This is a genomic window from Paraburkholderia sp. BGA-UO-ETr-F21 (genome assembly GCF_059567925.1).
Map to the genome: position 1 here is coordinate 201,773 of NZ_JCAQOY010000029.1, position 15,826 is coordinate 217,598.

Below are 15,826 nucleotides of genomic sequence, written 5' to 3' on the forward strand. Positions count from 1 at the left end.
GGCAGAACGGCAGAACGGCAGAACGGCAGAACGGCAGAACGGCAGCCCCACGCACTGCGCGTGGAACCTGCTCAACTAACCGCGCCACCCGATTGCACGCGCGCGTCGACCCGCCCGCGCATGGTCTTCCGATACCACAGCGTCCACAGCGTCAGCCCGCCATAGATCCCGTAGCCGATGAACGGCGAAACGACCAGAAAGCGCTCGATCGGCCAGGTGAGCGCCATCCACGCACGCAGCGCCGTTTCGCCGGTCAGGCCGACGCCCCACACCAGCGTCATCAGACGGATCGCGGCGACCAGCGCGGGCCGCTCCTGCCACAGCGCTTCGAAGCGCGCGGCGCCGCCCTCCATTTCGCGGGCAACGGTGGCGCGCGCGAGATAGAAGATCAGCGGACGGCGCATGGGCAGCGAGAGCAGAAACACCACGCCGACCGCGCCGGACACGAGCGACTCGCGCAACAGCAGCATGCGCGGACTGCCGCCGAGCGCCATTGCCGCGACCGAGAGCGCGATGCCGGCCACCACCATCACGCTCAACGCGTCGACGCGCCTAAACCGCACGAGTTCAACCAGGCTCCAGACGATCGGCGGCACGGCGGACGCGATTAACGCGCCGGTCTCGCCCAGATGCGGCAACGCGAGACGGTAGGCGAGCCATGGCAACAGAAAGTTGACGGCCAGTTCGAGCACAAAAGCCGGACGAAGCTTCATGTTAATTTACGCCGTAAGCGAAAAGCGCAGTATCGATGAAGCGGCGGTGCGGATGCAAATAGTTTTTCGCATCGGCCGCCGCGTCCGATAGCCGATAATCGGCGTTCGGGCGCACTGTGTACACTCATGTCTCCCAGCCCAATCTCGTGTCATGACATCCCGCTATCCGATCCCGTCGAACGAAATCGAACTGACTGCCGTGCGCGCGCAAGGAGCGGGCGGCCAGAACGTCAACAAAGTCTCGAGCGCCATCCACCTGCGCTTCGACGTGCGCGCTTCATCGTTGCCGGAAGTGTTGAAAATGCGCCTGCTTGCGCTGTCCGATCATCGGCTCACGCGTGACGGCGTCGTGATCATCAAGGCGCAGGAGCATCGGACTCAGGACATGAACCGCGCGGCGGCACTGGCGCGGCTCGATCAACTGATCGAAAGCGTCAGCGTGACGCGCAAGCAGCGCGTGCCGACCCGGCCGACGCGCGCGTCGAACCGGCGGCGCCTCGACAGCAAGGCCAAACGCAGCGAGGTCAAATCCGGCCGCGGGCGGGTGGACGATTAGCGCTTGCTGCCGCGTCCCGCGGGGCGCACGTCGGGGAGGGTGGCGCTCGGCACGAAGTCGACGCAAAGCACATGCGTGCCGTCACGCTCGAACGCAAGGGCGGCGGTGTAGCAGTCCTGAGCGTCGGCGAGCGAATAGTGCGGACCCATCATCGCAACGCGCCCCGGCGCGGCGAGCGCGTGCTTGAAGTAGGCGCGCCGCGACCAGTTGCTGCGCGTGTCGGTATAAAGCGGCGCGAGCCGCAGCGGAGGCGGCGGCACAGAGGCGGCCGTGACCGAGGGCAGGGTTTGTTCGCCTTGTCCGTCGGTAATGAACACGCGGCGGGCCTCCGGCAGATGCCACACCTTTTGCGCCGCCTGGCGCAGATCGCCGGTGGTTTTGTAGGTGTCGGCGGCGGCCAGCACTGCTTCGGCGAAACCCTCGAAACCCAGCCGCTGGTGGCCGGCATGCTCGCGCTCGTAGTCGGCGAACTTGCTCCACATCGATTCGATCAGTGCCGGCACGCCGGCGCAAGCCGCCTGCACGGAACTCTTCGGCTGACCGAGCCAGAAACCCTGGACGAAATCCACATCGGCTTCCATCAGGATCATCAATTCTTCGTCGGTTTCGACGCCTTCAGCCAGCACCAGCGTGCCTGATTGATGAAGCATCGCGATCAGGTGGCTGATCATCGAATCGTCGCCTTCGCGCCTGCCGGCGCGCGCGACCAACGAACGGTCGAGTTTGACGATGTCGGGGCGGAAGCGCCATACGCGGTCGAAGTTCGAGAAGCCGGTGCCGAAGTCGTCGATCGCGATCAGGAAGTCGCGCGGCTGCGAGGCGGCGAGCATGCTGGCGACGGCGGATTCGTCGTCGGCGGGCTGCTCGAGCACTTCGATCACGATGCGCTCCTGAGGCAATCCGAAGTGCGCCGACAGTTCGTCGATGAACGCGCGCTGCGGCCAGCCGGTTTCGAACACCTGTGGACGTGTATTCAGGAAGAGCCAGCCGGTGCTGATGCCTTGCTCCATGAAGTTCGCCACATGCAGGCAGCGCGCGATACGGTCGAGCTCACGAGCGTCGGCGGCCGAGCGGGTGCCCGAGAAGAGCACTTCTGGCGAGACCGGCAAACCGACCGGGTCGAAGGCGCGCAGCAGTCCTTCATAACCGACGATGCGCTGGTGCGTCACCGAGAGCACCGGCTGGAACACGCTGTGCAAAGTCAGCGCGCGCCACGTCGCGCTCCAGCCGGACTCGTGCCGGACCAGATGCGGGAGCAGGCCGCTCAGGGTCAATTCGCTGACGGATGGCATAAAGGCGGGCATGAGTGCGGACATGGCGGCATCGCGGTAAGCGGGTGACGGGGCGCGTCTGACGATTCGGCGCGCAACGGAGGCACGGCCCCCACGTGTGCAGGGCGGGTCGGATAAAGCCCGGGAACGCGGAGAGCAATGCCAGCCATGCTGGACTCCGGCGGATTAGTCAAAACCAGTCTAGCAGTTTGCAATTCGCGTGAATGTGCGGGTAATCACAGACGCGGGGTCGTACTCGCGCATATGTCGGGCGCCCCGCAAACCCTTTCCCCGCGGGCCATTCGGCACGATGCCGCTGGCCCGCCGCGCGAGTTTTGCGCCCACATGCCGCGCGCAAAACCGATTGCCTCCATCGCAATCTATTGCATGTATGAAATCGAGCCTAACAGGGCGCTGAGCGGACACCCGCCAAACTCCAGGCGAGGGCGGCTTAGACGTTTGAATGCGTGCGCGCGTTATCGGTCAGCAGAGCGCAGGCATGGACCGCGAAGCCGGTGCCTTGAATCCGCGTCCTGCAGGTTTGGTAGGCGCCCGGTATGCTGCTGCTTTTAATGAAACGGAGGTTAGGCATGTCGGAAATCGCGGTGGTCGCAATCTCGGTGGCGAAGCCGGGCCACGAAGAGCAGCTGCGTCAGGTGCTTGAAGGTCTGGTCGGGCCGACTCGCAAGGAGCAGGGAGCGCTTCAATACGACTTGCACCGCGACGTGCAGGAGCCGCGCCGGTTCGTGTTTGTCGAGCGTTGGGAAAGCCAGGAAGCACTGGCAGCGCATGCGAAATCCGAGCACATCGCGGCCTACAGGAAAGCGGTGGCGGATTGGGTGGAGCACGCTGAGATTCGCGTCGTGTCGAAGATTGCCTGAACGGGCGGACACGGTGCATAACGGCGAGCGGGTTGCCGGGCCGGTTCGGCCGGCAACCCGCTCGCCGTTTGACGACTACCTGATGATCAATGCGTGGCTTGCGGAACGTCGAGGATCAGGATGATGGTCCAGTCGGCATCGCCGTCGTGGTGATACTGCCGTTCCGCGACGATGAACGGCTGCTGCTTGCCATCCGGTCCAAGAAACAGCACGTCGCCTTCCATCGGCAGGCACTCGACGGGCGGCAGCGCCAGAAACGCCTCCTGACCGCCGCGCGGCATCAGTTTTTCGATTTTGCGAGATGCTGCTTCAGTCCATTCGATATCAAGCTGGATGTTGCTCATGCTGTCCTCCGCACCAGGGTGCGCACGGGTTAGGGATTCCGGCTGGGCGCCGGTCGGTGCGCGACTTTAGCACACCGTCAGGCGCGCGCCGCAGGGCTTAAGCGGCATGTCCGGGTTGGCCGGCGCGCCGGCCTGCTGCGATGCTCGCAAGTTTTCCGCCAGACCTTCGGAAGACCACTCGCCAAACCATTAGACAACAAAAAAGCCGAAACCGGCGATGCAGGCTTCGGCTTTTCACCGTCGCGGCGCGGCCGCGGGTGAGTCGGGTGAACGGTGCTCAGGAGCCGGCGTCGGCCTTCGGCGCCTTGTTGTGATGCGGGGCGCCTTTGTGGTGTTTCATCGGTGCGGCCGGTGCGCTTTCCATTGCTTGCTGGCGGTTTTGCAAATCTTGCGCGCGCTGCTCGACGTCGGCGGCCTTGGCCGGATCGGTGCTCATCATGACGCCGTTGTCCTGCGCATAAGCCGCGCCCGTTACGGCACTGAGGGAAACCAGGATCGCCAGGGACACTTTCTTCATTGCTACCTCCGCAGAGTGGTTGTGGACCCGAGTACTTGCCTGTCCAGACGGAAAGACAATGCATTCTAGTCAGCAATATCCGCTCCAGCGGACGGATTTGTAAGTGCGATGACAATTCGTTACATCTTGTTACGCCGAGCGCGGCTGCGATGCGACTCACTTCGCGAATAAGTCACGATCAGGTTTCGTCACTGATCCACAACCTTCGCATTTCTAAATAAATGGCTGTTCAATGCCATCTGGATTCTAGAACCACCCGATTGCGCGATAGACGTGAAATTGTGCGATGCCAATCAACTCATGCAACGCGATCTCCGCATTCACCAGATTGTCATACCGAGGCAGTACACCAAGACGTGCGCGCCGCGCGTTCGAGATCATCGGTTGTGGCGCAAGGCCGAAGCGGTGGAAGTCGAGCAGGGCGCGCGGCATCTGATAGGCGGAGGTAACGAGGATCAACGAATCGTAACGTGAGCCCTCCAGAATGGCGGATACGTTGCGCGCGTTCTCGTAGGTAGTGAGGCTGCTGTTTTCCAGCACGATATCCGCGCGCGGCACCTGCTCACGCAACAGATATGGCAAATAGGTATCGGCTTCCGTCGCGGGGTGCCGCTGCGGATTGCCGCCGCTCACGATCACACGGCATATGGCCGCCGCGCGTTTGCAGGCGGCATAGTTTTCGGCACTCGCCGAGATGCGCGCGATCACGTCGCGCGGAGGCACGAGCGTGTGGTCGTCGTAGGTCGTGCCGCCGCCGAGCATGATGATCGCGGTGCGCGGCGCGAACCGGGCGGGCGTATCGGTCTGCCAGCGCGGTTGCGCCAGATACAGCAAAGGCGCGGTGAGCCAGCCGGCGGCGAGCAGCCAGAACAGGGCAACCGTGCAGACGGCGAGCGGGCGCCTGGCGCGCTTCCATAGCACGATTGCTGCAAAAAAAAGCGCTAATAAAGTGAATAGAATCAATTTAAATGGGGTAACGTATGTCTTTCGGGACAAATCTATGGGCTTGCTATCGCGCCGCAGCGGTTGCATCGTCGGCTCGTAGGCAGAACGCTAACATGCCGTTCAGACGGGGGTTCCGAAAACGAGACCAGGCAGCACCTGGCGGAATTCGACTGCGACAATCGCAGCCAGCTTCCAGCCAAGGGCGGGTGCCAAGCGCGTCACTGGTGGCGCGGTGACGTGTTGGGCATGGATGTGTCATAGCTGCACTTTAAGAAAGAAGTGAGATGACCACGTATTCCAACGAAGCGGTACTTGAAGCGCTGCGGCGGGCGCAATATCGCCAGGTCCCATGGGCCAGAAGACCGGGCGTCTTCCAATATCTTCGCGCACTGGGCTTGATGGACACCGTTCGGCAGCGCACTGTCGCACCGGCTCCGGGTTTTCACGCACCGGTCGACATTGCCGTGCTGACTGAGCGCGGTAGAGCGGAATTCGCGCGGCTTGCACATGACGAGCGCCTGCTCAGTTGGACCGCACAGCGAATGAACGACTACGTCGTCGCCGCAGCCGACACGCGGCCTACTGCCGCGCTCGAAGTCCGGCCATAAGTCCGGCGGGCTGCCAGGCGTACCTTCCCAGCCGCTTGACGCGGCTGGCGGTGATCCCATTGCTGTGTCCGTCTGACTTCTAGCGGGTAATCGCACAGCACACTCGGTCGTGTCGGGCGTCTTGCTCGCCCGTACGCGCATACATTTCGCATCCGCCCGAGACGCGCAAAAAAAAGCCCGTATCGCGAGGATACGGGCGTACCGGAATTACTACTGCCACGCTGTGCTAATGGCGTTAAATCAGACTGCCATTCGGCGGGGTGGTTCCCCCAATTAATTAAAAGCACAGCTTGGCGCGCGAGCACATAACGAACCGTTTCCGTGCTCACGCTGGCTGACCGCTGACCAAGCGCTGACTAACGCCGGCGCGTCGGATCCTGCCGCGGCGCCTCCGGACGCGTGCGCACGTTACTGGCGATGTCGCCACGCAAATCTCCGCGCGGCGCCGGCGGCGTGAAGTCGCGGCCACGCGTATCGCTTTGTTGCCAGGCTTCGAGGGTAGCCGGACGATCCGGCCGCCAGTTCCATGCCTGTTGGCGCTGCTGAGCAAGCGCCGGTGCGGCCATTGATGAAACGACAATGCCGCACAGAAGCAGTGACATTGGTTTCATGCTGAGCTCCCGTCAAGCCGATCGACTCAAGGCCTGTTTGCATACGTATAAGGTATGCGCAGTCGCGAAAGCACGCTGTAAGTAATAGTAAATGGATGTTTCACCCGCAACTATCGCGCTGCTTCAGACATCTGAAGCAGCGCGCACTCAGCTGGGTGTAAGCAGGAGGGGACGACTGCATTGGGCGCGCCGAGGAGCGGTGCCCATGACAGATGCGGCGAGCGCAGACAAGCGGCGCGCGTCGACCTGAATCGGATAAACGCCGGGCGCCCGCAAGCGCCCGGCGGTCAAACAGTTCGCGTCAGGCCATCTTGACCGGAGCGCGCCACGATTCCGGATTGGTCCAGAATGCGCCGCGCAGGCGGTCACGGCTCGGCGGTGCCGGCGGTTTGGCTGCGGTTGCGCCGATACGGCCGCGCAGCGAAATTTCACGACCGCTCGTGCCGAGTCGCTTAACTATTTCGGCGAGCGTACCATCGGCTTGCCACTCGTCGAAGCGACGGCGGCAAGTCGGCGGCGACGGATAGCGGCCCGGCAGTTTGGACCAGCCTTCGCCCGTCGACAGCACCCACAGCACGGCGTTGACAACCGCGCGCGCTTCCACGCGTGGTCGACCGCGCCGTTCGCTCCGTGCTGGCTCCGCACAGAACAACGCCTCGACCAGCGCCCACTCGTTGTCTCTCAAATCGTCGAACAGCATCATGTTTCACCTCAGCGAAGCTAACTCCGGTGCGCTGCCCCGCGCCGCGCACTCTCCATGCACTCGATAGGCGAGTGCCAAGGAGGGTCGGGCTTGCCACGGTCTGCTATGCAGTCAGAATCATGGCGCCGACCCTTGTGTGCATGTAAATGCAGGAAGTGTGCCAAGTTGAGTCCAACCGCCTGAAAGCCCCATGACAGCGGGCCAGCGCGGGCGCTAGCTAGGGGCGTATAAGAATCCAAAAAACCCATCTCGCAAATCGGGACAATCACCAATCTTGTGCAATCAGGCCCGGCCAGCGTGCGTTTGCGCCTTATTGCTGCATTGCAGCGCAATGACTAAAACCGATTGTGGTGCTGACTTTCGACTTACAATACGCATTAAATGATGCAATTGATGAGGTCGGTAAATGAATGTCACGCTGCGGCAGCTAAGGGTTTTCATTGAGGTCGCCCGTCTGCAAAGCTTCAGCCGGGCGGGCGATGAAATCGGCCTGACGCAGTCAGCGGTCAGCCGCTGCGTGCGCGAACTGGAGGGCGAGATCGGTCTCAAGCTGATCGATCGCACGACCCGCGAGGTGCAACTCACGGATGTGGGCGGCAACCTGGTGTCGAGCGTGTCGCGTCTGCTCTCGGATCTGGACGACGCGCTGCGCGAGATCCGCGAAATTGGTGAACAGCGCCGCGGGCGCGTCGTGGTGGCCGCCAGCCCGACGGTGGCGTGCCGCCTCATGCCGCGCGTGGTGGCCGCCTGCGGCCAACAGTTTCCCTACGTCGCACTGGGCCTGCGTGACGACGTGCAGAGCGACGTGGTCCGCAAGGTCAAGTCGGGCGAGGTCGACTTCGGCGTGATCATCGGCCCGTTCGCCGCAGACGATCTGCTTAGCGAATCGCTCATGACGGATTCGTTCTGCGTCGTTACGCGCGACGATCATCCGCTTGCCGCCCGGCAGCGGGTCGCGTGGACGGACCTGGAAGGCCAGCAACTGGTGATGCTCGACTACGCATCGGGCAGCCGGCCGATCATCGACGCCGTAATGCAGGAATATGGCGTGAGCGCCACGGTGGTGCAGGAGCTGGGGCATTCCGCGACCGTTTTTGGGCTGGTGGAGGCGGGCGTCGGCGTGAGCGTGCTGCCGTGGCTGGCATTGCCGCTGCCGGAGGGCGCCTCGCTGGTGGCCCGGCCGCTGGTGCCGCGCGCCGAGCGCACGGTCGAACTGGTGCGGCGGCGCGACCGCTCGCTCTCGCCGGCTGCGGAGGCGGTGTGGGGGCTGATCCGTCAGTTGCCGGGGCGGGCGGAGGATTTGAGCTAGTAACGATAATGCTGCCTGCCTCGCCGCCCCCAGAAGGAGCGCCAAGCTAAACTGTCGCCTCCGCTGCATTTCAATTCATGCCATCCACCCGTCTGGAAGTCTCGATGAGCGAAACGGATTCGTTTTTCCCTGCTATCCCCAATGCGCGCGACGCCGTGCGCGACCTGCGTCCTTCGCAGATTCGCGAAGTCGCCAACGCCGGTTTCGGCGTCGACGACGTGCTGCCATTCTGGTTCGGCGAGTCCGACCGCGTGACGCCGGCGTTTATCCGCGACGCGGCCAGCGCGTCGCTCGCCGCGGGCGCGACGTTCTACACGCACAATCTCGGCATCGCACCGCTGCGCGCCGCGCTGGCGGGCTACGTCAGCAAGCTGCACGGCGCGACATCGCCGGAGCACATCGCGGTGACCAGCGCGGGCGTGAATGCGTTGATGCTCGCGGCGCAGCTCGTGGTGGGCGCGGGCGACCGCGTCGTCGCGGTTACGCCGCTCTGGCCGAATCTGGTCGAGATTCCGAAGATTCTCGGCGCGCACGTCGAAACCGTCGCGCTGGGCTACGGGGAACGCGGCTGGCAGCTCGACCTCGAGCAACTGCTCGCGGCGCTGACGCCCGACACGAAGATGTTGCTGATCAATTCGCCCAACAATCCGACCGGCTGGGTGATGAGTCGCGACGAGCAGCGCGCGGTGCTGGCGCACTGCCGGCGCCACGGTATCTGGATCGTGGCGGACGAAGTCTATGAGCGTCTCTACTATGAGGACGCCAACGCCAACGCCAACGCCAACGCCAACGCCGCGCCCTCGCTCACCGCGCCGTCGTTCCTCGACCTGGCTACCCGCGACGAGCGCGTAATTTGCGTCAATTCCTTTTCCAAGGCATGGCTGATGACGGGCTGGCGGCTCGGCTGGATCGTCGCGCCCGCCTCGTTGATGGACGATCTGGGCAAGCTCGTCGAGTACAACACCTCGTGCGCGCCGGCCTTCGTTCAGCAAGCCGGCATCGCGGCCATCGAGCAGGGCGAAGCCTTCACGCAGGAACTGGTGCTGGACCTGAAAGCGTCGCGCGATCATCTGGTGCGCGCGCTTTCTACAGTGCCGGGGGTGGACGTCAAGGCGCCGCCCGGCGCGATGTACCTGTTTTTCTCGATGCCGGGTGCCTCGCGCAGTCTGGAGCTATGCAAGGCAATGGTGCGTGAGGTAGGGCTCGGCGTGGCGCCGGGCAGCGCGTTCGGCCCGCAGGGCGAGGGCTTCGTCCGCTGGTGCTATGCCTGCGACACGGCGCGACTGGACGCGGGCGTCGAGCGCCTGAAGCGGTTCCTCGCGCGCCACACGACTGACCGCTGAGCGCCTGCCGCAAGGTGGCCGCGCAAAACACTATTGAGCAAACCGGGAGAAGAACAACCGAAGAAAGCGGGTTTCCGTCCAATTAAGCCCGCTTTTTCACTAAAGCACGCCCGCCAAGGCGAGGCCGGAAAATGCGCGGGGGATTTCATCTTTACGCACTGATTGTTTTTGCGTAATATGGCGCTCAGTCACGCGATTCCTTTCAGGAATATCGCTGCTCCGTCCGGCTGGGTTTGGTTCGATTGTCTGTTTCGCCTCCCCCCGGTGCGTGCTCCCATCAATATGACCGATCAGAATCGGGCGAGCGCGTCTTCAGTTCCACATCGTCTGTTTGATCCGGTTCTTTGACCACAGGGTCTGACCTAGCTGCATGAATACCCAAGAGGCGAAGATCGTCCTCGAGACTGCCTTGATCTGCGCGCAGGAGCCGTTAAAGCTCGGCGAGTTGCGCAAGCTCTTTGCCGACGGCGTGTCGGCAGACACCGTTCGGAATTTGCTCGAAGACCTCAAGCAGGATTGGTCTGGGCGCGGTGTGGAGTTGGTCGGGCTGGCGTCGGGCTGGCGGTTTCAAAGCAAGCCCGCAATGCGTTCGTATCTGGATCGCTTGCATCCTGAGAAACCGCCGAAATATTCGCGCGCGGTGCTCGAAACGCTCGCGATCATTGCCTACCGGCAACCGGTCACGCGTGGCGATATCGAAGAAATTCGCGGCGTCACGGTGAATACGCAAGTCGTCAAGCAGCTCGAAGACCGCAACTGGATCGAAGTGATCGGTCATCGTGACGTGCCGGGCCGTCCCGCGCTGTACGCGACGACGCGGCAGTTTCTCGACGACCTCGGGCTGAAAGCGCTCGACGAATTGCCGCCGCTCGCGGACCCGTCGGCGCAGTTGAACGCGGATCTGCTCGGCCAGCATGCGATCGAGTTCGCGGACGCGGACGCGGACGCCGCGCAAGCGTTGGCGTCGGGCGAAGAGGGCACGCTCGAAGAGCCGGTGGATTCCGGCGTGGTAGATGAAAGCGCCGCTGCGGGCGAGCTTGTCGATTCGACCGCTAGTGGTGAACCTCCGGCTATTGATGAGGCCGTGGGCGGAGCGCCGCAGTTCGATGCCGTAGAGGCGGACGCGGACGCCGGTAGCCATGCCGGTGCCAGCCGGCTCGAAACATCAGCCGAGGCGCCCGGAGCGGAAATCGCTGGCGAATTCGCTGAATTGCATCAAAAGCAGCACGCTGAGCCGATGGAAGCAGCGCAGGCGGCCGGAGCGACTGACAGCGCAGTGGCAATCGCACCCGCATCTGGCTTGCATCCGGACGCAATGGGTGAGCCAGCCGCGCAGGATCATGCTGAAACGGCGCACGCGGAAAACGTTGCACCGCAGACCGGCACCGCCGGGTCCGCACAGAATCACGATCCGGTCTCCCAGACCGATCCGGCAATACCCGCGCACGACTCGGGCGTACTCCGCAATACGGAGCACGCCGCCGAGCCGAACCCGACCAAGGCGGCGCACGGCGATCCTCTGGATCGTCGCGATGCGGCGCAGGACGCGGGCGTTCTGACCGACGACGAACCTGAGTCGCGCAGCGCCTGACGTAACCGAACTTTTTTTGCCACGCCCGCAACGGGCGTGCGCGACCTGACATTTTGAGGTTGTTTTGACACATACCCACGACACCGATTCGTCCGAATCCGAGCGCGCCGTGCCGTCGGCTCGCGCTGACGAAACGCGCACCACGCAAGCGTCGGCAGGCGAGGGCGAGCGCCCGGCGCAGACCACGGAAGCAGACGGTGAAGACCGTCCGCGCCGCGGCCTGCGTCGCGGTCCGCGCAGCCTGATCGCCCGGCGCCGCGCCGGCGCGAAGACGAAGGGCGCCGAAGGCGGCCCCGCGCAAGAGGCGCCGGTTGTCAGTGAGGCGCCGCCGGACGGCGAGGTCGTCGCGCAAGTGCGTATGCCGCGCAAAGATGCCGGCGCGAAGGGTCAGGGGCCGCGCCGCAATGCGGGCGGCGCGCGCCGCGAGGGCGCACCGCGTGAAGGAGCGCCTCGTGAAGGTCAGCGCGAGCGTCAGCCGCGCGAAGGCGGCCAGCGTCAGAACCGCCGCGGTGGTGAAGCGCCGGCGGCTGCCGCGGAAGCCGGTCAGGACGATCTGTTCTCGTACGTTACGTCTCCCGCGTTCGACGCGGATAACAGCGCCACCGGCGGCGTGCGCGCGCCGATGCTGCGTCGTGGCAAGCCCGCCGCGCCCAAGCGCGTGCTGGCAGCGGATGACGACGCACCAAAGTTGCACAAGGTGCTGGCCGAGGCCGGCATGGGTTCGCGTCGCGACATGGAAGAGCTGATCGTTGCCGGCCGCGTGTCGGTGAACGGCGAACCGGCTCACATCGGCCAGCGCATCATGCCGACCGACCAGGTTCGCATCAACGGCAAGCCGGTCAAGCGCAAGCTCGCCAACAAGCCGCCGCGCGTGCTGCTGTATCACAAACCGACCGGCGAAATCGTCAGCCATGCCGATCCGGAAGGCCGTCCTTCGGTGTTCGACAAACTGCCGCCGATGAAAACCGCCAAGTGGCTCGCGGTCGGCCGTCTCGACTTCAACACGGAAGGTCTGCTGATGCTGACCACGTCGGGTGATCTGGCGAACCGTTTCATGCACCCGCGTTACAGCGTCGAGCGTGAATATGCGGTGCGGGTGGTCGGCGAACTGGCGGAAGGCATGCGCCAGAAGCTGCTGCACGGCGTCGAACTGGACGACGGCCCGGCAAACTTCCTGCGGATTCGTGATGGCGGCGGGGAAGGCACGAACCACTGGTATCACGTCGCGCTCGCCGAAGGGCGTAACCGCGAAGTGCGTCGTATGTTCGAAGCGGCCGGCCTGATGGTCAGCCGTTTGATCCGCACCCGTCACGGCCCGATTTCGCTGCCGAAGGGCCTCAAGCGCGGCCGCTGGGAAGAGCTCGAAGACAACCAGGTGCGTGCGCTGATGGCGTCGGTGGGCCTGAAGGCGCCGACCGAAGACAAGGGCAGCCGCCGCGAAGCGCCGGAGCGTAAGCAGCCGGATCCGATGCAGACGTCGATGGGCTTCATCAACCGTGAGCCCGTGTTGATGTCGCATAGCCGTTTCGAACAGCAGCAACCGCGCGGCCAAGGCCGCCGTGGTGCGCCGGGCGGTGGATTCGGTGGCGGTGCGAGCGGCGGCGGCTTTGGCGGTGGTGGTTACGGCAATCGCGGTGCCGGCCGCGGCGCGAGTGGCCTCGGCGGTCCGATGGGCGGCGGTGCGGGCGGCCCGCGCGGCGGGCGTGAGGTCGACGGTAATCGTGCGCCGTCGGGCAATGGCAATCGCGCGGCCGGCGGCAAGCGTCCCGGCGGTGCGGGTGCCAATCCCGGCAATGGCGGCGGTAGCCGCGGGCCGGGCGGCAATCGCGGTGGCAACGCCAACCGCGCGGGTGGCGGCAATGCCAACCCGGGCGGCGCCAATCGCGGCGGTGGCGCGCCGCGCGGCCGTTCGCGCGGCCGTTAAAGTAAGCGAGTCATGCATGGCGGCCGGCCGCTGAAACGTTTTTCAACGATTTTCGTCAGCTGCCGCCGTGGTCGATCGACGCGCTCTCCAGGTTTCGTGTTGTTTCGCGATTTTCTTGCGGCACATAAAACCGCAGCGCGGACGGAAGTGGGGGCAGATTTCACTTGCCCGGCCTGTCCGGCGTGGATCCGCGGCGGCGCGAGCCGCCTTGCAAAAGGCCTGAACGGCCGCCATATCGTCGAAAGATTCCCATGAAATCAAGCTGAAATGCGCGTTGGGCGGCGCTTTGCGGTTTGCGTTTGTCCTGAAAAATGGCTACAATCGCGAAGTCGCTGGGCGTGCGGCTTTTTATGTGCGGCTCAGGTGCGACCACCGGTAATAAGATGATGGGCGTTTAGCCCATTTTTTTTTGCCGCTCAGTTCTCAGTGGTTCGGCATCTCGGGTAGCACGAACGTGCGCCGGCTTGGCGCGCGGCCCGCATTGGTTGTTTGCAGAACAGGCGGCAGGCTCGCTGCGCGAACATCTAAGAGGGCATTGTGCAACTGACGGAACTGATTGAAACCACGGTCGTGGGACTCGGCTACGAGCTCGTCGACTTCGAGCGCACCGGGCGCGGCATGATGTGTATCTATATCGACCAGCCGGCCGGCATCGCGATCGAAGACTGCGAGAAAGTCACGCGTCAGCTCCAGCACGTTCTGACGGTCGAAAATATCGATTACGAGCGGCTTGAAGTGTCGTCGCCGGGTCTCGACCGCCCGCTGAAGAAACTGGCGGATTTCGAACGCTTCGCAGGCAGCGAAGTGGTAATCACATTGAAAAAGCCATTGGACGGACGGAAATCGTACCGGGGCATCCTGCATGCTCCGCAAGGCGAGACGATCGGTCTGGAATTTGAAGGGAAGGAAGGCGCCGCGATGCTCGATTTCACGCTCGCGGACATGGACAAAGCACGCCTCGTTCCGAAAGTTGACTTTAGGAGCCGCAAACAATGAGTCGCGAAGTGTTGATGCTGGTGGATGCGCTGGCACGCGAGAAGAATGTCGACAAAGACGTGGTATTTGCCGCGCTCGAAGCGGCTCTCGCTTCGGCCTCCAAGAAACTCTTCGAAGAAGATGCGGATATCCGCGTCCATATCGACCGTGAAAGCGGCGAGCACGAAACGTTTCGCCGCTGGAAAGTGGTGCCGGACGAAGCCGGTTTGCAGGAACCGGATCAGGAAATTCTGCTGTTCGAAGCACGCGAACAGAAGCCCGAGATTCAACTCGACGAGTTCATCGAAGAACCGGTGCCGTCGATCGAATTCGGCCGGATCGGCGCGCAGGCTGCCAAGCAGGTGATCCTGCAGAAGGTGCGCGACGCCGAACGCGAACAGATCCTGAACGACTTCCTCGAGCGCGGCGAGCACATCATGACCGGCTCGGTGAAGCGCCTCGATAAGGGCAACTTCATCGTCGAAACCGGCCGTGTCGAAGCGTTGCTGCGCCGCGATCAGCTGATTCCGAAGGAAAACCTGCGCGTGGGCGACCGCGTGCGCGCCTATATCGCGAAGGTCGATCGCACCGCTCGCGGTCCGCAGATCGAACTGTCGCGTACGGCGCCCGAATTCCTGATGAAGCTGTTCGAGATGGAAGTGCCGGAAATCGAGCAAGGTCTGCTGGAAATCAAGGCGGCCGCGCGGGATCCGGGCGTGCGCGCCAAGATCGGCGTGGTCGCGTACGACAAGCGCATCGATCCGATCGGCACTTGCGTCGGCATCCGCGGCTCGCGCGTGCAGGCGGTGCGTAACGAGCTCGGTGGCGAAAACGTCGACATCGTGCTATGGTCGGAGGATCCCGCTCAGTTTGTGATCGGCGCCCTCGCGCCGGCAGCCGTCCAATCGATCGTCGTCGATGAAGAAAAGCATTCGATGGACGTCGTCGTAGACGAAAACGAACTGGCGGTCGCGATCGGCCGCAGCGGCCAGAACGTGCGTCTTGCCAGCGAACTCACCGGCTGGCAGATCAACATCATGACGCCGGACGAATCTGCGCAAAAGCAGAATCAGGAGCGCGGCGTACTGCGTGACCTGTTCATGGCGCGTCTCGATGTCGACGAAGAAGTGGCCGACATCCTGATCGACGAAGGCTTTACGAGCCTCGAAGAGATCGCTTATGTGCCGCTCAACGAAATGCTCGAAATCGAAGCATTCGACGAAGACACTGTTCACGAACTGCGTAATCGCTCACGCGACGCGCTGTTGACGCTGGCGATCGCGAATGAAGAAAAGGTCGAAAATGTAGCGCTCGACCTGAAGAGCCTGGACGGCATGGACGCCGACCTGCTCGCCAAGCTGGCCGAACATCAGATCCAGACGCGCGACGAACTCGCCGAGCTGGCTGTGGATGAACTGGTCGAGATGACCGGAATGGAAGAGGATGCCGCTAAGGCGTTGATCATGAAAGCACGTGAACACTGGTTCCAGTGAGAAATGACCATGGCGCACTAAATTGAAGCGGCCGTCAGGCCG

Annotated in this window: 15 protein-coding genes and 1 pseudogene; 9 read left to right on the forward strand and 7 right to left on the reverse strand. The window is 63.6% G+C overall.

Going from position 1 to position 15,826, the window contains the following annotated elements:
• Positions 1 to 71 precede the first annotated feature (71 nt).
• Complete coding sequence (locus AC57B1_RS17320; protein ID WP_408343169.1) at positions 72 to 713, reverse strand: VC0807 family protein; 642 nt, start codon at positions 711 to 713, stop codon at positions 72 to 74.
• Between the two features lie 151 nt (positions 714 to 864).
• On the opposite strand from AC57B1_RS17320, the gene arfB reads away from it, so the two are divergent.
• Entirely contained in the window at positions 865 to 1,269 is a 405-nt protein-coding gene (gene arfB / locus AC57B1_RS17325; RefSeq protein ID WP_408343171.1) for an alternative ribosome rescue aminoacyl-tRNA hydrolase ArfB, read from the forward strand.
• Here the strand turns inward: arfB and AC57B1_RS17330 are convergent.
• On the reverse strand, positions 1,266 to 2,585 hold the full coding sequence (locus AC57B1_RS17330) for an EAL domain-containing protein (protein WP_496418135.1): 1,320 nt from the start codon (positions 2,583 to 2,585) through the stop codon (positions 1,266 to 1,268). The genes arfB and AC57B1_RS17330 overlap by 4 nt on opposite strands.
• 545 nt (positions 2,586 to 3,130) lie before the next feature.
• Here AC57B1_RS17330 and AC57B1_RS17335 point away from each other — a divergent pair.
• Positions 3,131 to 3,421 carry a putative quinol monooxygenase gene (locus tag AC57B1_RS17335; RefSeq protein WP_408343173.1) on the forward strand — a complete coding sequence of 97 codons (291 nt, stop codon included), beginning with the start codon at positions 3,131 to 3,133 and terminating at the stop codon, positions 3,419 to 3,421.
• An 86-nt stretch (positions 3,422 to 3,507) separates the two neighbouring features.
• Here the strand turns inward: AC57B1_RS17335 and AC57B1_RS17340 are convergent, their stop codons facing one another.
• From AC57B1_RS17340 to AC57B1_RS17350, 3 genes are all read right to left on the reverse strand, one after another.
• The gene (locus tag AC57B1_RS17340) at positions 3,508 to 3,765 is read right to left on the reverse strand and encodes a hypothetical protein (protein WP_007182306.1); all 258 of its coding nucleotides are present in this window, start codon (positions 3,763 to 3,765) and stop codon (positions 3,508 to 3,510) included.
• A gap of 277 nt (positions 3,766 to 4,042) precedes the next feature.
• On the reverse strand, positions 4,043 to 4,282 hold the full coding sequence (locus AC57B1_RS17345; RefSeq protein WP_496418136.1) for a hypothetical protein: 240 nt from the start codon (positions 4,280 to 4,282) through the stop codon (positions 4,043 to 4,045).
• 246 nt (positions 4,283 to 4,528) lie between these two features.
• On the reverse strand, positions 4,529 to 5,245 hold the full coding sequence (locus AC57B1_RS17350) for a YdcF family protein (protein ID WP_496418137.1): 717 nt from the start codon (positions 5,243 to 5,245) through the stop codon (positions 4,529 to 4,531).
• Between the two features lie 266 nt (positions 5,246 to 5,511).
• On the opposite strand from AC57B1_RS17350, the gene AC57B1_RS17355 reads away from it, so the two are divergent.
• Entirely contained in the window at positions 5,512 to 5,835 is a 324-nt protein-coding gene (locus AC57B1_RS17355) for a hypothetical protein (RefSeq protein WP_408343177.1), read from the forward strand.
• A gap of 356 nt (positions 5,836 to 6,191) precedes the next feature.
• Here AC57B1_RS17355 and AC57B1_RS17360 read toward each other — a convergent pair whose 3' ends face one another.
• The gene (locus AC57B1_RS17360) at positions 6,192 to 6,446 is read right to left on the reverse strand and encodes a hypothetical protein (RefSeq protein ID WP_408186033.1); all 255 of its coding nucleotides are present in this window, start codon (positions 6,444 to 6,446) and stop codon (positions 6,192 to 6,194) included.
• Between the two features lie 304 nt (positions 6,447 to 6,750).
• Positions 6,751 to 7,146: pseudogene (locus AC57B1_RS17365) on the reverse strand (transposase); the annotation flags it as partial.
• 409 nt (positions 7,147 to 7,555) lie between these two features.
• Here AC57B1_RS17365 and AC57B1_RS17370 point away from each other — a divergent pair.
• The 6 genes from AC57B1_RS17370 (at position 7,556) to nusA (ending at position 15,784) form a co-directional block, all read left to right on the forward strand.
• A complete protein-coding gene (locus AC57B1_RS17370; RefSeq protein ID WP_496418138.1) occupies positions 7,556 to 8,458 on the forward strand; it encodes a LysR family transcriptional regulator in 903 nt (300 codons plus the stop codon).
• A 77-nt stretch (positions 8,459 to 8,535) separates the two neighbouring features.
• Positions 8,536 to 9,801, forward strand: a complete 1,266-nt coding sequence (locus AC57B1_RS17375) for a pyridoxal phosphate-dependent aminotransferase (protein ID WP_496418139.1) — start codon at positions 8,536 to 8,538, stop codon at positions 9,799 to 9,801.
• A 370-nt stretch (positions 9,802 to 10,171) separates the two neighbouring features.
• Entirely contained in the window at positions 10,172 to 11,392 is a 1,221-nt protein-coding gene (gene scpB / locus AC57B1_RS17380) for an SMC-Scp complex subunit ScpB (RefSeq protein WP_496418140.1), read from the forward strand.
• Positions 11,393 to 11,456: 64 nt separating this feature from the next.
• On the forward strand, positions 11,457 to 13,316 hold the full coding sequence (rluB, locus tag AC57B1_RS17385; protein ID WP_496418141.1) for a 23S rRNA pseudouridine(2605) synthase RluB: 1,860 nt from the start codon (positions 11,457 to 11,459) through the stop codon (positions 13,314 to 13,316).
• Positions 13,317 to 13,853: 537 nt separating this feature from the next.
• The gene (gene rimP / locus AC57B1_RS17390) at positions 13,854 to 14,312 is read left to right on the forward strand and encodes a ribosome maturation factor RimP (protein WP_064269683.1); all 459 of its coding nucleotides are present in this window, start codon (positions 13,854 to 13,856) and stop codon (positions 14,310 to 14,312) included.
• Positions 14,309 to 15,784 (forward strand): transcription termination factor NusA, encoded by a 1,476-nt coding sequence (nusA, locus tag AC57B1_RS17395; protein WP_091794906.1) that lies wholly within the window; start codon positions 14,309 to 14,311, stop codon positions 15,782 to 15,784. The genes rimP and nusA overlap by 4 nt, the downstream gene beginning before the upstream one ends.
• Positions 15,785 to 15,826: the final 42 nt, after the last annotated feature.